The 17008-nt window shown below is 64.3% G+C and carries 18 protein-coding genes and 1 pseudogene; 9 read left to right on the top strand and 10 right to left on the bottom strand.

Annotated features, from left to right (window positions below):
* The first annotated feature begins 32 nt into the window (after nt 1–32).
* Together JN302_RS02850 and JN302_RS02845 are read left to right on the top strand one after the other, a co-directional pair.
* A complete protein-coding gene (locus JN302_RS02850; protein ID WP_202331624.1) occupies nt 33–287 on the top strand; it encodes a helix-turn-helix domain-containing protein in 255 nt (84 codons plus the stop codon).
* Nucleotides 287–1597: a type II toxin-antitoxin system HipA family toxin gene (locus JN302_RS02845; protein WP_202331622.1), complete on the top strand. Its 1311-nt coding sequence runs from the start codon at nt 287–289 to the stop codon at nt 1595–1597. The genes JN302_RS02850 and JN302_RS02845 overlap by 1 nt, the downstream gene beginning before the upstream one ends.
* 32 nt (nt 1598–1629) lie before the next feature.
* Here JN302_RS02845 and JN302_RS02840 read toward each other — a convergent pair whose 3' ends face one another.
* Complete coding sequence (locus tag JN302_RS02840) at nt 1630–2292, bottom strand: TetR/AcrR family transcriptional regulator (protein WP_202331620.1); 663 nt, start codon at nt 2290–2292, stop codon at nt 1630–1632.
* Between the two features lie 196 nt (nt 2293–2488).
* On the opposite strand from JN302_RS02840, the gene JN302_RS02835 reads away from it, so the two are divergent.
* The 5 genes from JN302_RS02835 to JN302_RS02815 all read left to right on the top strand — a co-directional run bounded on the left by JN302_RS02835 (nt 2489) and on the right by JN302_RS02815 (nt 7263).
* Nucleotides 2489–3358, top strand: a complete 870-nt coding sequence (locus tag JN302_RS02835) for a shikimate dehydrogenase (protein WP_202334165.1) — start codon at nt 2489–2491, stop codon at nt 3356–3358.
* 87 nt (nt 3359–3445) lie between these two features.
* A complete protein-coding gene (gene dctP / locus JN302_RS02830) occupies nt 3446–4432 on the top strand; it encodes a TRAP transporter substrate-binding protein DctP (RefSeq protein ID WP_202331618.1) in 987 nt (328 codons plus the stop codon).
* A 53-nt stretch (nt 4433–4485) separates the two neighbouring features.
* On the top strand, nt 4486–5007 hold the full coding sequence (locus JN302_RS02825) for a TRAP transporter small permease (protein WP_202331616.1): 522 nt from the start codon (nt 4486–4488) through the stop codon (nt 5005–5007).
* Nucleotides 4994–6295, top strand: a complete 1302-nt coding sequence (locus tag JN302_RS02820; protein WP_202331614.1) for a TRAP transporter large permease — start codon at nt 4994–4996, stop codon at nt 6293–6295. Before JN302_RS02825 ends, JN302_RS02820 begins: the two co-directional genes overlap by 14 nt.
* Before the next feature lie 20 nt (nt 6296–6315).
* Entirely contained in the window at nt 6316–7263 is a 948-nt protein-coding gene (locus JN302_RS02815; protein WP_202331612.1) for an alpha/beta hydrolase, read from the top strand.
* Between the two features lie 45 nt (nt 7264–7308).
* Here JN302_RS02815 and JN302_RS02810 read toward each other — a convergent pair.
* Nucleotides 7309–8324 (bottom strand): annotated as a pseudogene (locus tag JN302_RS02810) (IS30 family transposase).
* Between the two features lie 85 nt (nt 8325–8409).
* Here JN302_RS02810 and JN302_RS39870 point away from each other — a divergent pair.
* Nucleotides 8410–8694, top strand: coding sequence for an ATP-dependent DNA ligase (locus JN302_RS39870; RefSeq protein WP_446720709.1), 285 nt, complete (start codon nt 8410–8412; stop codon nt 8692–8694).
* A gap of 159 nt (nt 8695–8853) precedes the next feature.
* Here the strand turns inward: JN302_RS39870 and JN302_RS02805 are convergent, their stop codons facing one another.
* The 8 genes from JN302_RS02805 to JN302_RS02770 all read right to left on the bottom strand — a co-directional run bounded on the left by JN302_RS02805 (nt 8854) and on the right by JN302_RS02770 (nt 15937).
* The gene (locus tag JN302_RS02805; protein WP_202331610.1) at nt 8854–9525 is read right to left on the bottom strand and encodes an RES family NAD+ phosphorylase; all 672 of its coding nucleotides are present in this window, start codon (nt 9523–9525) and stop codon (nt 8854–8856) included.
* Nucleotides 9522–10049, bottom strand: a complete 528-nt coding sequence (locus JN302_RS02800; RefSeq protein ID WP_202331609.1) for an antitoxin Xre/MbcA/ParS toxin-binding domain-containing protein — start codon at nt 10047–10049, stop codon at nt 9522–9524. The genes JN302_RS02805 and JN302_RS02800 overlap by 4 nt, the downstream gene beginning before the upstream one ends.
* A 195-nt stretch (nt 10050–10244) precedes the next feature.
* Nucleotides 10245–10781 carry an NADPH-dependent FMN reductase gene (locus JN302_RS02795; protein WP_202310000.1) on the bottom strand — a complete coding sequence of 179 codons (537 nt, stop codon included), beginning with the start codon at nt 10779–10781 and terminating at the stop codon, nt 10245–10247.
* Between the two features lie 2 nt (nt 10782–10783).
* A complete protein-coding gene (locus tag JN302_RS02790; RefSeq protein WP_202331607.1) occupies nt 10784–12100 on the bottom strand; it encodes a TRAP transporter large permease in 1317 nt (438 codons plus the stop codon).
* On the bottom strand, nt 12097–12669 hold the full coding sequence (locus JN302_RS02785) for a TRAP transporter small permease subunit (protein WP_244742836.1): 573 nt from the start codon (nt 12667–12669) through the stop codon (nt 12097–12099). The genes JN302_RS02790 and JN302_RS02785 overlap by 4 nt, the downstream gene beginning before the upstream one ends.
* Nucleotides 12670–12795: 126 nt before the next feature.
* Entirely contained in the window at nt 12796–13875 is a 1080-nt protein-coding gene (locus tag JN302_RS02780) for a C4-dicarboxylate TRAP transporter substrate-binding protein (RefSeq protein ID WP_202331605.1), read from the bottom strand.
* 102 nt (nt 13876–13977) lie between these two features.
* Nucleotides 13978–15117, bottom strand: coding sequence for a CaiB/BaiF CoA transferase family protein (locus JN302_RS02775; protein WP_202309997.1), 1140 nt, complete (start codon nt 15115–15117; stop codon nt 13978–13980).
* 10 nt (nt 15118–15127) lie between these two features.
* Nucleotides 15128–15937, bottom strand: coding sequence for a citryl-CoA lyase (locus JN302_RS02770; RefSeq protein ID WP_202309996.1), 810 nt, complete (start codon nt 15935–15937; stop codon nt 15128–15130).
* 117 nt (nt 15938–16054) lie between these two features.
* Between JN302_RS02770 and JN302_RS02765 the strand changes: the two genes are divergently transcribed.
* Entirely contained in the window at nt 16055–16900 is an 846-nt protein-coding gene (locus tag JN302_RS02765; protein ID WP_244846171.1) for an IclR family transcriptional regulator domain-containing protein, read from the top strand.
* Nucleotides 16901–17008 lie beyond the last annotated feature (108 nt).

Genomic DNA, 17008 nt, shown 5'->3' with positions numbered 1-17008 from the left:
CCTACTCGCGTATACCGGTCATGGAGGCTCTCATGACCGACCAGATCGTCCGCAACGAAAGACAGCTCGGCGCCATCTTGCGCCGCGCCCGCAAGAACGCCGGACTGACGCAAGGCGCACTGGGCGATCATATCCACCTGCGTCAAGCTACCGTTTCCCGCCTGGAGGCGGGCGAGCCCGCCGTCCAGCTGCGCACGCTGATGTCAGCATTATCCGCCCTTCACCTCGAACTCGTCGTCCGGCCGCGCAGCAAGGCCAGCGCCGCCGACATCGACGACCTGTTCTGATGGCGCGCCGCCGGGCCCATGTGCCTCTCAATGTCTTTCTGAACAGCCGCCTCGTCGGCGTGCTGCGCCGTGAATCCACCGGCGCGATCGACTTCCAATACGCAGAAGACTGGCTCGACTGGGAGAACACCTTCCCGGTGTCGCTCTCGCTCCCTTTGCGCGAAGACCGCTATGTCGGCGCACCCGTCATCAACGTCTTCGACAATCTGCTTCCGGACAGCGACGCGATCCGCAAGGGCGTCGCCGAGCGCGTCGTCGCGGGCGGCACGGATGCCTACAGCCTGCTGACGGCGCTCGGCCACGACTGCGTTGGCGCGCTGCAATTCCTTCCCGACGGCATCGACCCCGGCAAGGCCGGCGCCGTCGACGGCAAACCCGTCACGGATGATGAGGTCGCCGCCATCATCAACAATCTCGCAATCGCGCCCTTGGGCATGGGCGAGGATGAGGATTTCCGCATTTCGATCGCAGGCGCACAGGAAAAGACAGCCTTGCTGCGCAAAGACGGCCAGTGGTTCAAACCCGTCGGCACCACTGCCACCACCCATATCCTCAAGCCGCAGATCGGCCAGCTGCCGAACGGCATCGATCTCTCGAACAGCGTCGAGAACGAATATTTCTGCCTGAAGTTGCTCGCCGCCCTCGGCGTGCCGACAGCCGATGCAGAGATCGCCGATTTCGGGGGGCGCAAGACGCTCGTCATTGAGCGCTTCGACCGCCGCTGGACAAATGACGGTCGGCTGCTGCGACTGCCCCAGGAGGATATCTGCCAGGCCCTCTCAGTGCCGCCCACGCGCAAATACCAGTCCGACGGCGGCCCGGGGATGCGTGATATCATCGAGCTACTGAAGGGCAGCGACACGCCGGAGCAGGATATCGCCACCTTCATGCGCGCCTGCATCCTGTTCTGGACGCTCGGCGCCGCCGATGGCCATGCGAAGAATTTCAGCACTACGTTAGGCCCCGGCGGGCGTTTCCGCCTGACCCCGCTCTACGACGTCCTGACCGCGCAGCCGAGCCTTGATGCCGGCCAGATCCAGCAGAAGAAATTCAAGCTCGCCATGTCCGTCGGCAAGAACCGGCACTACCCGGTCGAGGGGATCATGCCGCGTCATTTCCTGCAGACTGCGGAACTGGCGCGCGTCGGCGCGTCGCTGATGCGCGCTATCTTCGAAGACCTCGGCGCAAACGCCGAAAAACAGGCAGACGCCGTCATCGCCGCGCTGCCGCACGACTTTCCAGATCGGCTCGTCACATCAGTTATGCCGGCGGTGAAAAGCCGCGTTCAGCTTCTCGCCGACACGCGATAGCGCGCCGCGCAGCCGGTCGTTCGCGACGCAGGCTAGGGCCCTGCCTTGAGCACATAGCGAAGCACGAGGTCGACGACGTGCCTTTTCAGCATGTCCTGACCGGACCTGGTGAAGAGCTCTTCGCCAAAGATGCCCGAAAAGGTCGCCCGGTTCGATACGTTGAAGAAGGACAGCGCGCTGATGTGCCAGTGCAGTTCCACCGGCTCGACGGCACGGAATCGCCCGGCTTCGCGCCCGCGACGGCAGATCTCTTCAAGGTTGCGGATCGCGCCCGCGTTCAGTTCGCGGATCACCGGCGACTGCGCCATGTAGGCGCCGTGGTGGATGTTCTCGATCATCACCAACCGGATGAAGTCCGGATTGCGGCTGTGATGATCGAAGGTGAATTCGACCAGCCGGCTGAGCGCCTCGACCGGCGGCAGGTGGTCTAGATCGAGCTTCTGCTCGCCGTCGCGCACTTTGCGGTAAGCCTCCTCGAGCACCCGCCGGTACAGCCCGTCCTTGTCGCCGAAATAATAGTAGATCATGCGCTTGGACGTGCGCGTCTTGGCCGCGATGTCATCCATCCGCGCGCCGGAAAGGCCGTTCTGGGCAAATTCGGCCGTTGCCACGCTGATGATGTTGGCCTGCACGCCGGCTGGGTCCTGTTTCCAGCCGCCACGCGCCGCCGACTTGTCCGGCTGCTGATCGAGCATGCGCACCCTGCGTTCGTTTGAGATCGGTCTACACCAATTAGCGGGCTGGTACATAGTGCTTGACTGAATTAACTGGATAGTTCAAAAGAATTTCAAGGCGAGGGCGCCGCGACGGGTGTGTCGCGAGCCAGGAGACTCGCCGCAGGGAGGATCGAAGGTGAGCGCAGCTGCGGCGGAAGCCGTTCGCACGACAGGCTTGTCCGCCGTGCCCGGCGCCGTTCTGGTTGGCCTGATCGGTCGCGGAATCCAGTTGTCCCGCACGCCCCGCATGCACGAAGCGGAAGGCCTGGCCAACAGGCTCTCTTACGTCTACCGGCTGCTCGACGCCGACCGCATGGACAATCCGGCGCCGTCGCTCGCCGAAATCATCCGTTTCGCCGAGTATTTCGGCTTTTCCGGCTTCAACGTCACGTTTCCCTACAAGCAGGAAGTGCTGCCGCTGCTCGACGAACTCTCGCCCGCGGCCACCGATCTCGGGTCGGTCAATACAGTCGTGCTCAGGAACGGAAAGCGCCGCGGCCACAACACCGACATGTGGGGATTTCGCGAGAACTTCCGGCTCGGCATGCCGGATGCCGCCCGCGAGAATGTCCTGCTTCTCGGAGCGGGCGGGGCGGGTGTCGCGGTCGCCTACGCGCTCCTAGATCTGGGCGTCGAATGCCTTGTGGTCCACGATATCGAGGCGGGCCGTGCCGAGGCGCTCGCCGCGCGGTTGCGGGAGCGTTTCGGCGCAAGGCGGGTAAGGCGCTGCGACGACCTCCCCGCCGCCGGCGGCCTCGCCGACGGCATCGTCAACGCCACGCCCGTCGGCATGGCGAAGATGCCGGGGACGCCGATTCCGGTCGATCTGCTGCGGCCGTGCCAGTGGGTCGCCGACATCGTCTATTTTCCGCTCGAAACCGAGCTTCTGCGCGCCGCACGGCGGCTCGGCTGCGCGACGCTGTCAGGCGAGGGCATGGCGGTCTACCAGGCCGCGCGCGCCTTCGAGCATTTCACCGGCCTCGTGCCGAACGTCGATCGGATGAAGGCCGCGTTCGCTGCCTTTGCAGAAACCGCAGCTGCATGAATGTCGGCGCGACCGCCGATGCGGCGACCGACGCGGAAAAGAAAGTCTGGCTGCGGCCAAGCTGAAGCGCAACCAAGGGAGGCTTCCATGCGCAGGACGATGAACAGACTGGCGACCGGCATCGCTGCCATCGCATTGACGGTGGCGGCATCCGCTGCCTTTGCCCAGGACAAGATCGAGCTGATCTATTCCGACACGGTGCCGGAGACCGACATCCGCACGGCCACGTTGCGCGAGGCTTTCGGCGCCTGCCTCGGCGACGGGTTCGACTTCAAGTCCTACCACGGCGCTACCCTGTTCAAGCAGGGTACCGAGCTGACCGCCATGCAGCGCGGCAATCTCGACATGGCCTCGCTCGCCGTATTCGACTTCTACAATCAGGTGCCGCACACGACCATTCTCGGCACCGCCTACCTGTTCCGCAGCTATGACCACATGCGCGCGGTCATGGACGGCGACGCCATCGCCAAGCTCTACGCAGAGATCGAGGAGAAGGCGAAGGTCAAGATCCTGGCCAACCCCTATATCGGCACGCGCCACGTCAACATTCGCGGCAACAAGAAGACCATGGTTCCGGCCGACCTCGCCGGCGTCAAGCTGCGCATGCCGGGCGGCGAGGGCTGGCAGTTCGTCGGCGAGGCGCTGGGCGCCAATCCGACGCCGCTGGCCTTCACCGAGGTCTATACCGCTCTCCAGACCGGCGCGATCGACGGCCAGGACAATCCGCTTCCCGCCGACAAGGCGATGAAGTTCTACGAAGTGACCGACCAGATCGTGCTTACCGGGCATCTGATCGCTAACAACCAGTTCGCGATCGCGCTGTCCAAGTGGGAGAGCATGAACGCCGACCAGCAGGCGAAGGTGCAGGAGTGCGCCACCAACTTCCAGAACGCCCTCGACAAGGTGACGCTCGACCAGGAAGCCGAACTGGTCGACTTCTTCAAGGCCGAGGGTCTGGACGTCTACGAGCCGGACAAGGAAGCGTTCCGCAACCACGTGCTCGAGGTCTACAAGGCCTCGAAGTACTCCGCCGAGTGGCCCGAAGGGCTGCTCGACAAGATCAACGCCCTGTAGTCGGCACCCGGCCCGCCGGCGCCTGACCGGCGGGCCGCTTCGGCGGAGCATCCATGCAGCGTCTGGCTTCCCTGAAGACCTGGCTCGGCCGACGTGCCGAGGAGGTACTCGCCCTGATGATGGCGAGCCTCTTCGTCACGTTCCTGATCCAGATCGTGTTCCGCTACTTCCTCAACCTGCCCCTCGGCTGGACGATTGAATACGTCTCGATCACCTGGCTGTGGGGCATCCTGTTTGGCTACGCCTACGTGACGCGCGACTGCGAGATCATCCGTTTCGACATCGTCTATTCGGCCGTGCCGACCTCTGTCCAGCGGGCAATGGACGTGTTCACCGGCCTGACCTGCGCGGCGATCTTCCTGTGGTCGCTCCCGGCGGTCTGGGACTATGTCACCTTCATGGCCGTCGAGCGGACGGCGTTCCTGCGCATCCGCTTCGACCATCTGTTTGCGATCTACCTACCCTTCGCGATTTCCGTCGCGGTGCGCTGCCTGATCAACGCATGGCAGGCGATTGCCGGCACCCACCCAAGATACAATTCGGGCGCGACCGCCGAGGCGCATGACCATGATTGATCCGTTCACGATGTCGCTTCTGCTCATCGCGGCGCTGTCCATCTGCGGCCTGTCGATCGGCATTGCGATGATCTGCGGCTCGACCGTCTATCTTGCCTTGAAGGGCTTCGACGCCTCGATCGCGGCCGAGACGCTGCTGCAGGGCCTGTTCAATAGCTATACGCTACTGGCGATCCCGCTGTTCATCCTCGCCGCCGACATCATGAACGTCGGCAGCCTGGCCGACCGGCTGCTGCGCTTCTGCGAGGCTTTGGTGGGTCGGTTCCGGGGCGGCCTTGGCCACGTCAACGTCGTGTCGTCGGTGATCTTTTCCGGCATGTCCGGATCGGCCGTCGCCGACGCGGTCGGCATGGGCCGCATCATTATCAACATGATGACCAAGGGCGGCAAATACACCGCGAGCTACGCCGCAGCGATCACGGCCGCCACCGCGACCGTCGGCCCGATCATCCCGCCATCGATCCCGATGGTGCTCTACGCGCTGGTCTCGGACCAGTCGGTCGGCTACCTGTTCGCGGCAGGAATGGCGCCTGGCCTACTGATGGCGGCCCTGATGGCGCTGACCAACGTGATCGTCGCGAGGCGACGCAACTTCCAGGTCGACGAGAAGGTTCCGCTCGCGGAGATCCCGCGCATTACCGGTCAGGCGTTTCCGGCGCTGATGCTGCCGGTGATCCTGCTCGGCGGCATCTACAGCGGCGTCGTCACGCCGACAGAGGCGGCAGCAGTCGCCGCGTTCTACGCGCTCGTCATCTCCTTCCTGGTGTACCGCTCGGTTTCGTTCAGGCAGTTTTACACGACCCTGCTCAACAGCTCGCGCTCCACGGCGTCCGTCGGCATCCTGATCGCCGGGGCCCTGACCCTCAACTATGTCATCGCGCGCGAGAACGTGCCCAACTCTCTCGCCGACTTCATGGCCCAGTTCGAGCTTTCCAAATGGGGCTTCCTGATCGCTATGAACCTGCTGATCCTCGCGCTCGGCTGCATCCTTGAGGGCGGCGCGATCCTGCTCATCGTGGTTCCGATCTTCATTCCGACCGCCCAGGCCCTCGGCGTCGACCTGCTTCACTTCGGGGTCGTGGTGGTCGTCAACGCGATGATCGGCCTGGTGACCCCGCCCTACGGCCTTCTGCTGTTCATCGTCGCCAACATTACGGGACAGCCGATGGCGCGCATCGTGCGCGACCTGGTGCCGTTCCTGGTGGCACTGTTCGCGTCGCTCGCGCTCATCACCTTCTTTCCGAATTTCGTACTCTTCCTGCCCCGGCTGTTCGGGTATCAGGGCTAAAGCCATACAAGGGACAAGGCATGTTGGATCCGCAACTTGAAGCGTTTCTCGAGACCTGGAACGGGAGCTGGACCGTTCTTCCGGCTGGCGCCACCCCGCGCGAGCGACGCATCCTGTTCGAGTACATCGCCAACGACATGGCTCTGCCACGCCCCGAAGGGGTGCGCACCTCGGCTAGATTCGTGCCGAGCGGCGGTCGTCTCGTGCCGGTGCGGGTCGATCGCTTCGACTGCAGCGGGCAGCAGCCGTGCCTGGTCTACATGCATGGGGGCGCCTGGATGCAGGGCAGCCCGATGACGCATGCCGACATCACCATGCGCATCGCGGCCGCCAACTGCCAGACGGTGATCAGCGTCGACTACGCGCTGGCGCCGGAGTATCCGTTCCCCCGGGCGGCCAACGAGTGCCGCGACGCGTTTGCCTGGGTCCGGGATCATGCGGCCGAACTCGGCATCGATCCGGTACGGATCGCGATCGGTGGGGACAGCGCGGGCGCCAACCTCGCGGCATCCGCCTGCATTGCGCTGCGCGGCACGTCGCACGAGCCGCTGGCGCAACTGCTTGTCTACCCGTGCGTCCATTTCGAGATGTCGCTGCCATCCTACCAGGAAAATGCCGACGCCCCGCTGCTCCAGACGAAGGGCATGCCGGGGGTCAACGCGATGTATTGCCCGAACGAGGCGGACCGGAAGAATCCGCTCGCGGCTCCGCTCCATGCGGAGAGCCATCGGGGCCTGCCGCCGGCCTTCGTCGCGGTCGCCCAATACGATCCGCTGCGTGACGACGGCTACGCCTATGCCGACAAGCTGCGGGCCGCCGGCGTTCCCGTCGAGGTGGACGACGGCGAGGGGCTCATCCACGGCTACCTGCGTGCGATGGACTATTGCGACGCTTCGCGCCAGAGGATCGAGCGGATGTGCACTTGGCTCGCCGACCGATATGCCGCGGCGGCGCAGCTGGCATTGTGAGTTCTCGCTGAAGTGCGACTTTACAGCCGAAGCAGGATAGCCGTTTCACCGCCGGGCGGCCACAAGCTTCTGTCGAAACACTTCCGCAGGCGTTCTGAAGCCCAGACACTTGCGCGGTGTTGAGTAGAGGTGAGCGCAAACTTGATGCAGGTCGCGATCGTCGATCGAGAACGGGCCGGTGTCTATCGAGAGCCATCTGCGCGCCCGTCGGTTGGTGTTCTCCACCGTGCCTTTCTGCCATGGTGACTGGGGGTCGCAGAACCAGGTCTCGACGCCGAGGCCGGCTTGCAGATACGGCCAGTCCGTGAACTCTGTGCCACGGTCGAAGGTGAGCGAGCGGCGCGCCGCATGTCGAAGGGGACCCAGCGCATCGATCAGCCCTTCCATGATCGATCGCGACGGGCGGCCGTTGTTGCGCAGGAAGACGCTGAAGCGGCCGACGCGTTCGACCAGCGAGGTGATGTTCGCCTTGCCGAACTTCGTGCGGAATTGGATCAGATCGCATTCCCACTGGCCGAACTGCTTTCTATCCCGAACGATGTCCGGACGGCGCAAAATGCTCAGTTCCGGGCTGAAGCGAACCTGAACCGGCGGCCAGGGCGGCGCCTGGCATGTCTCGGCTGGCGTCTGGCGCGGCTCTCCGGCAGATAGCGCCACAGTTTTTTGAGCTCCTGGCCATCGCTCGAATAGGCAAAGCGGTAGATCGTCTCGTGGCAGACGCGGACGCTGCTTCTTTCATAAGCCAATCGACCGGCGATCTTCTCGGGCGACCAGCCGTGCTTGATCCGCTCGATGATCCACGCACGGAGCTCGGGATGCCGAGCCAATTTGCGATGGCTGCTGCGGCGCTCCTTTGCTTTGCCATTCGCCGCCACGCAGAAATAGCCGCTCAGCTGCGGCAACTCGGCGTCCTCGAACTTGTTCCGCACTATCTCACGGAAAATCGTTGAGCGATGGCGGCCGAGCTTCTCGGCAATGACCTCAACGACGACGCCGGCCTGTCGCCACCGTTCGATCTTGCGGCGTTCGTCCAAATCGAGCTGGGAGTAGGTGCGCTTCACGAGTGATTCCTTGCATGCGATAAGCCACTGATATCGCTGCAAAGTCACACTTCAAGATAGAACGCACCCGCCAATAGTATTCCATGTGTTGCGACGCCACATCGCCGCAGGTGGTGATCGCCTGGTCTTCTGTGCCTTCGATCTCCTGTCGCTCGACGGCAAGGATCTGTGCCGGCGCCCTTGTGAACAGCGGCGCGCCCTTCTGAGCGAGCTCCTCGCCAGTGTCACGGCTGCTGCGCCAGCTCAAGACACCAGACATCCGAAAGGGATAAGCGGTCTCGATCCCGGAGCGGTCGACGAGAGCGTTGCCGTTGGCGAAAACCCGCCAGTTTCACCCTCACCTTGTGAAATCGTCAGTCGTCCGTCGTGATTCGGTCTCGTAGCGGGGTGTCCGCTTGCCCAGGCCGTTCGGGACGGCTTCAGCGGTCACCTGGCCATAGGCGCATCTCGCCGTAGATCTCGTCGAGCTTCTTCAGGTCCCTTGATGACGAAAGCCACTGAACCAAAATTGTGCTGACGCCCCGCCTTGTCATGAGGCCAGTTTTTTCACGTCGATCGTCTTCCGTTGGGCATGAACCGAGATTTCAAAATGATCGGTCTGGACGACGTTCTCTACCTTCGTGGGCCGGTATGCCACGACGTTTGTACCCCCGCGAAATCTCGCGCTGCTATAAAGAATCCCATCGCCACCCGCCGCGCGGATCTCTTCCCCAAACTGCTGGCACGCGACATAGCTTGTCGGCGAACAGAGCTCCGCTCTCGTCGCGTGCAAGTCACGAGTGTCAACATACGCGCCGTCCAGCCGAGCAGTGTACGTCCGGTAGGTTCGCCTGATTTGAGACAGGCTCCGAGCCACAGCCTCACGGCGTAGGTGATGGGCAACCTCGACCGCCGCCGTCTTCAGTTCGGCTGCTGCATACCACGCGCCGAGATCCGAGGAATTGAAGCGCATGCCAGTTGGAGCAACGTGAAGGAACGCTGCCATGACAACGCTCGCATTGGGTCGACCGTAGACCCATTCATGACGCGGAAGTCGATCAATCCTGTCCGCAACGAGCCGATCATTCGTCCAGCCCACCAGTTCCATGATCGCCGCCAGATCAGCGGCCGTCGCGACGGTGTCGAACAGCCCTATCGGAGGAAATCGAGACGGAACCAGGCGGTAGGTTGGTTGCGGCGCTGGGGCAACGATCTCCGTCACCGAAACACAACGTCCGCATCGTCATAGGGGACAAAAGCCTCATCCACAGCATTCGGCGCCATATAGATTCCGCCGCGTGCGGCGTCGACAAAGCGCCGAACGGTCAGCAGAGCATCCAAGGAGCCGCTGGTCACCAGCGCAAGCGGCGGATTTCCGCCAAAGACCGTGGCGGAGTTCGGTCCGCGCAGCCAGGCCACCCCCTCCGGCTCGGTCCCATAAAGGATCCCCAATGCCTGGTGGATACCCAGCACTGCAGAAATGCGCGTGAGCGTGTCGACATCCAATGTGAATTCCCGATGCTCCCGTGCCAGTTTTGCCCAGTTGTGATAGGTCGAACGAGAAGGATAGCCGAGAACCAGTCGCCGCTCCTCCTCGTTCAGGCTCCAGAGATCGGCGATCGCAAGAAAAGTCCGCAAACCCGGCGCGCTCAGCCGCTTCCTGTTCGCTGATGCAAATCGCGAGAGATCAAGACGCTGAGGTCCGGCCTCGGCGGGCGCCGGTTTCGTTTGAAGATTGTGAGGCATGGCGATCTCTTGTGTCCTGATTCGAACATAGTCCAAATTTGGACAAGGTGCAATCCCGACAGGATCTCAAGTCTTTGTGGCGGAGGTTCGAATCCCGTTCTCTCTACCACTCCAATTTTGTCCGGCCGGGAGAAATAGGTAACAGTTTGTACCTAAGAATCTCGTTGGGGCGAGACGATATGCAATCTGGCGGCTTCACGGTCTTCCGAGAGAACGAAAGAACGCACGAAGCGCCTCGAACAAAAACGTCTCCGTGGCCTCGTCCGCGAGATAGCCGTCCCGCACCTTGGTGTTGGAATGGGTTATCGCCACTTCCTGCCAGACGAAGGTCCTGGCCAGCACGGCCCCGAGCACGTTCTTCAGATGCGCCTGCGCCCGCACGCCGCCTATCGCGCTTCCCGAGACGGTAGCGATGAAGACCGGCTTGTCCTTCAGCACCGAGGCGTATGCTGGGCGGGATGCCCAGTCGATGGCGTTCTTCAGCACGCCCGGAACGGAATAGTTGTATTCCGGCGTGATGATGATGACGCCGTCGGCGGCCGCGATTGCGTTCTTCAGCGCGGCCACGCTGTCCGGCAGAGGGTCGAGGTCGGCATTGTAGTGCGGCAGCGAGCCGATATCGAAGCGGGTGAAGCCGGCCTCGCCGGCAAGCTTCTGGCAGATCGTCTCCACCACGGCTTTGGACGAGGATGCGGCGCGAAGGCTGCCGCAAAGACAGAGGATCGAGTGCATCGTCAGAGCCTCGCGAGCCAGGTCGCGATCTGCGGGAAGATCGCCAGGACGATCAGGCACACCACCATGGTGAGCACGAAAGGAAAGGAACCGCGGAAGATGTCGCCGACCCTCAGCCTGGGGTCGTTGAGCGCCGACTTGACCGTGTAGGCTGACAGGCCGAACGGCGGCGTCAGCAGCCCGATCTCGACCGCGATGACGGTCATGACGCCGAACCAGATCATGTCGAAGCCGGCAGCCTGGGCGACCGGCAGTGCGATAGGCAGCAGGATCAGCATGATCGAGATCGAATCGATGAAACATCCCATCAGGATGACGAGGGAGATGAACACCAGCATGAAGCCCCATGGCCCGAGCGTCCCGCCGATGAGGAACTCGGCCAGCGCCAGCGGCAGGCCGGACATCGCCAGCATCCGGCTGAAGAAGGTCGCGGCCACGATCAGAAACAGCACCGAGACGGTGATCTGACCGGTTTCGACCAGCAACGACCAGAAGCTGGACGGGGTCAGGGATCGCCGCGCGAGAGCGATCAGCAATGCCCCGAGCGCGCCCATGGCGCCGGCCTCGGTCGGATTGAGGAAGCCGCCATAGAGGCCCCCGAGCACGACCGTCATCAGCGCGAGGATGGGCGCGCCCTTGCGCACGCCGTCCAGCAGGCCGATCGTCTCGCGGCCATCGACCCTCGTCCCCTCCCGTTCGAACACCGAGGCGGGCCGCCGCCATGCCATCAGCATGATGGTGACCGCGAAAAGGATGGACAAGAGGATGCCCGGACCCACGCCCGACAGGAACATGCGGCCGACCGATTCCTCCGCCAGCACCGCATAGACGACCATCAGCAGAGAGGGGGGTATCAGCATGCCAAGCACCGAACTGCCGGCCACCACGCCGGTGGAGAACTTCGGCGTGTAGCCATGCCGCACCATCTCGGGCACCGCGATGCGCGAGAACACGGATGCCGAGGCGACGGATATGCCTGTGATCGAAGCAAAGATCGCGTTGGCGAAGACGGTGGCGATGCCCAGTCCGGTCCGGAACCGCCGCAGCATGCGCTCGAAGAGATCGAACGTATCCTTGCCGACGCCGGAGATGGTGACCAGAAGCCCCATCAGCACGAACAGCGGCACGATGGCGTAGAGATATTCCTCCAGACTGTCGTTGGCGACGGAGCCGAGCATCCTGAAGGCGACGGTCTCGTTGCGGATGAAGGCGACGGCCCCGAAGGACGAGACCATCATCGCCACCCCGATCGGCATCCCCAGCAGGATCAGGACGAGCAGGACGGCAATCGCGGCAATGCCGATCTCGATACCGGTCATTCCGCGCCGCCTTCCTGCTTTGCCGCCCGGCGCAGACGGGTCGCCGCCATCAGCAGGAACTGCGCGGACGCGACCGCGGCGCCGAGGAAGATCAGCGCGCGGAACGGCGACGTCGGCATGGTCAGCACGCCGATGACGCCGATGAACTCGCTGTGCTCGACGTCGCGCCGGAAGATGCCCCAGCTCGACCATGCGATGCCTGCACACAGAACAGCCCCGGCGAGGTCCCAGGTGGCGCGGATCCCGGCAGCGATGCCGGGCCACCGCTCCGACATCGCGGTCATGAAGAATTCGGTGCTGGCCAGCCGGTCGTTGCGGACCGCCGTCCCAAGCTGAAGGAAGACGATGAGGACGACGGTCAGCGCTCCCAGTTCGGCGATCAGGGGCAGGGACGCGCCCATGATGTTCCGGGCGATCACGTCGGCGACGATGATCGCCATGAGGAAGACGATCATGATGGTGCCGAGGGCCGCCAGCCCGTCGACCCATCTGTTCCACAACGGCATCGGATTCCTGCGGCCGGGCGGGCCATTCGTCGCCGCGCCGGTCCTGTTGGGTTCAACCTGCATGTCTTGCCCCTGCGCTGGAGCATCGGACCCGAAACCGGGTCCCGGTTCCGGGAGGATCCGATGCCGAACCAATGGATGGAGCGGCAGCACCGGTTCCATCCGTGCGTCCGCCGCTCCAGCGAGCGCTTACATGTCCTTGTCCCAGTCCCGCGCGGGCTTCTCGCCGGAGGCACGAAGGCCCTCCATATAGGCCTTCATGAATGCCTTGCCGGGAAGACCGCGCGCTTCCGCATCGGCCGCCCATTCGCCGGCGATGTCGGGAAGGCCGTCGACCCACTTCTGCCGGTCGCCTTCGGGCAGTTCGGAGATCGTCACCGGCGGGTTCTGGCCCTTGCCGAGTTCGACCATCTTGGCGAAGGCCGCTTCGTGGCGCTCGAGCAGGTCCTTGCCGTGCGCTTCGGTATACGCCTTGCCCGCCGCGATCATCGCCTGTTGAACCTCTTCGGGCAGGCTGTCCCAGCTGTCCTTGTTGATGGCCACTGCTCCGGAGAAGGCGGTGCCGATGCGCACCCGCGTGATGTAGGGCGCGACCTCGTAGAGCTTGGCCGGCAGGACGCCCAGCGCGAGCGACAGCACGCCGTCGGACACACCGGTCTGGATGTCGGTGTAGAAGGTCGGCAGGGAGCCGTCGACAGCGTTCGCTCCGGTGCCGCGCAGCCACTGCCCCAGCACGCCGGGCGCGGAAAGCTTCATGCCGTTCAGATCGGCGACGCCCTCGATCGGCTTCTTGGTATAGATGTCATAGTCGTCCGTGCCGGTGAGGCCCAGCACCTTCAGGTCATACTGCTCCCATTCGTTCCTGAAGGCCTCGTTGTTCTCAAGCAGATCCGACATCACCTCGAGCTGCACCGGCGGGTTGGCGGTGGCGAACGGGGCGTAGGTCGAGGCCTGGCTGAGCGGCAGCTTGGCCCCTTCCAGGAAGGAGAACACCCAGCCGACGTCGGTGACACCCTCCTGGACAGAGGTCAGCGTGGCGTTGGCCTTGTAGAGCGAGCCGCCAAACGCCTCGTTCCATTTGATCTTGTAATTGCCCTTCTCGGCGAGCTGGCGATCGGTCTCGGCCATGAAGACCGACTTGATCATCCCGACCCAGGGGATGACCAGCGGGTGGCTGGACGCGACCGTGAGCTCGATCTCTTCCTGGCCGTGGGCGACGGCTGGAAATGCCATCGCCGCGGCGAGCAGCAGTCCTCTTAGTCTATGCATGTCGGTTTCCTCCCAGTTCCAAACCGCTTGATTTCCAGCCCGGCACGCCGAGCTTCATCGTTCCCTCGTCACGATCTTCTCCGGTGCCCGCGCCATCGTGCGTCAACCCGCCTTGCGTTCGAGCTCGGCTCGGATTTCCGCGCCGTGCTCGTCGAGCATCGGCGGCGGCAGGATCGAGAGGTCCGCCTCGCCGTCGAAATTGTAGGGCGCGCGCACCGTCGTGAACGGCCCCATCTCAGCGTGCTCGGCGCCCACCTTGATGTTGAGGTGAACGGCCTGCGGATCCTCGAGCGCCTCGTCGGAATCGTAGGCGGGCGCGTGCGGCACCTCGTGCTTCAGCAGCAGGTCGCACCATTCCTCGCGCGTCTTCCCGGCGAACACGGGCGTCAGCACCTCGATCAGCTCGCTCTGGTGCCCGATGCGCGCCATGCGCTCGGCGAAGCGCGGGTCCGTCGCCAATTCGGGCATGCCGACCGCCGAGACGAGGCCTTCCCAGAATTTGGGCGGCGAGGACATGTGGATGGCGATCCATTTCTTGTCCGAACAGGCGAATGTATAGGACTGCGAGACCGTGGGCCGGCTCAGCGGCCCCATCACTTCGCCGACGGAATAGTAGTGGGTGAAGCTGTCCAGGTTGAAATGGCACATCGCCTCCAGCATGGAGATGTCGAGGCGGCGGCCCTTGCCCGTCTTCACGCGCTCGAGCAGCGCCGAGACGATGCCGAGAGCGGCATAGTGGCCGGTGACGGCGTCCGCGATCGCCGGGCCGATGATGCGGGGATTGGTCGGCGGCGTGAGCAGGCGAAGGTAGCCGCTGGCGGCCTGGGCGACGGTATCGAATGCGGGGCGGTCGCGCGACGGCCCGCTCTGGCCGAACCCCGAGATCGCACAGTAGACGAGGCCGGGATTGAGCCTGTTCAACTCCTTCTCGCCGGCTCCGATCCTTTCCGCCACGCCGGGACGGAAGTTCTGGATGAAGACGTCGGCGGTCCCGATCAGCTCATGGAAGACCGCCCGGTCGTCCGGCTTGCTCGTGTCAAGCGCGATCGACCGCTTGTTGCGGTTGTAGGTCTGGTAGTGGGGCGAGTAGAGGCCGCCCTTGAAGGCGCGGAACGGGTCGCCTGTCTCGGGCCTCTCCACCTTGATCACGTCGGCGCCGAGGTCGGCCAGATGCATGCCCGCTGCCGGACCGGTGATGTAGGTCCCCATCTCCACGACCCGGACGTCCTTGAGGATCTTCATGCCAGGGGCCTCACCTTTGCTTCGTCGAGGTGGCGGCACCAGGGCCGTCATAGCTGATGGCGAGGTCGGCCTGGTGGGACATGATGAAGCCGATCGACCGCTGCGCCTCTTCGTGGAGATGCGCGACCAGGCCGGCCGCGCGCGCCAGCAGCGGAATGCCCTTCATTGCCTCGACCGGCCATCCCGCGTCGAGCATGAGCGCCGGGATAGCGCCCGACACGTTGATCGGCAGCGGCCGGTTCATCAATTCCGGCGCGATGCGCCCGAGCGCCCTCAGGCAGGCGACGGCGTCGCCCGACACGCCCCGGTCGTCGGCGAAGCTGAGCAACACGTTGGCGCGGGGGTCGCCCGCGCTGTGCTGCGGGTGGCCGAGGCCGGGCACCTTTTCCCGCCGCGCCTTGAGGTCCGCGAGACTGGCCCGCACCGCACTGTCCAGATCGGCGCCGGGCGCGCGGCTTGCGTTGAGGATGCCGGCAATGTAACGGCCCGCGACCTCGGAACTGCCGGCCACCACCGTGCCCATGCCGAGCAGCCCGGCCGACATTGCGCCCTGCCAGGCTTCCGGGGCGGCGGCGAGCGTCATGCGCGCCGCCTGGACGCTGGGAACGAGGCCGTGCTCGGCAATCGCGACGAGGCAGGCATTGGTGACGGCGATCTGCGTTTCCGTCGGTTTGTTGCCGGTCACGAGCAGCCAGAAATAGGCGGTGAAATCGATCTGGCCGATCAGCTCGGAGCACAGGTCGTGGCCCCGGATCGTGATCGTGTCCGCATCCGACGTGGCAATGGCCGTGAAGGCCTGTTCCTGCTTTCCGATTCGCATATGAGTTTTCGCATGCCGAAAAAAATTGCACTTGCCGAAAAGCTAAAGCTCCTCTAGCGTAGCGTCAAGCTTGAACTTGCGGTGGGACGAAGGGGGCGCGACCGCATGGAGGAGAGAATGCGCATGTTGGCGGGCGAAGCCGTCCAGGACGCCGGCGATGTCGAGGCGGGCGCGGACCGGCCGGCTGAGTTCGTCGAGGCTCTCGCCAAGGGACTGGCGGTCCTGGAGTGCTTCGATGCTTCACATGCGGAAATGACGCTGAGCGAGGTGGCCAGGCGTGTAAGGCTCTCACCGGCGGCGGCGCGGCGCAGTCTCATCACGCTGCAGGCGCTCGGCTATATCGGGCAGAAGAACAAGCGGTTTCACCTGCGGCCCAAAGTGATGACGCTCGGGTCGGCCTTCTATTTCGCCGCCCGCATCGACGAAGTGCTGCAGCCCGATCTGCGCGAGCTGGTTCGGCAGTTCGGCGACGCGTCGTCCGTCGGCACGCTGGAAGGCCAGGACGTGATCTACATCGCCCACAATTCGGTCCAGCGGGCACGGCGCGCGGCGGCGGTTGTCGGCGCGCGTTATCCGGCCTGCGCCACCTCGCTCGGGCGCGTGCTGCTTGCCGGTCTCCCGGATGCCGCGCTCGACGCCTATATCGACACCGTGCGGCCCGAAGCCCTCACCTCGAAGACGATCACCGATCCGTCCGAACTGCGCCGCGAGATTCTCGCCGTGCGGAAGGCCGGATACGCCACCACGGTCGATCAGCTCGACTATGGCATCACGGCGCTCGCCGTGCCGATCCGCGGCCCCGACGGCAACACGGTCGCGGCGCTGAACACGTCGGGCTACACCGGCGTGGTGACGCCGGAGATGCTCGTCGCGGAGCGCCTGCCGACGCTGCGCGCGGCGGCATCGCGCATCGGCCATATGATCAAGCGCTACCCCGTCCTGCAGTCCGTCATGGGCGCCTGAACGATATGGAGGGCGCGCTGATGCATGGCGGGCAGGACCTTGAAGCGCCTGAAACCCAGGCCGGATCGCGGGACGCTTCGATAGATGGACGGTTCGACCACCGTCCCG

The organism is Mesorhizobium sp. L-8-3, from assembly GCF_016756615.1.
Classification (GTDB): Bacteria; Pseudomonadota; Alphaproteobacteria; order Rhizobiales; family Rhizobiaceae.
The sequence above is the reverse complement of the archived record's forward strand: the minus strand, read 5'-3'. Positions and strand labels throughout refer to the sequence as shown.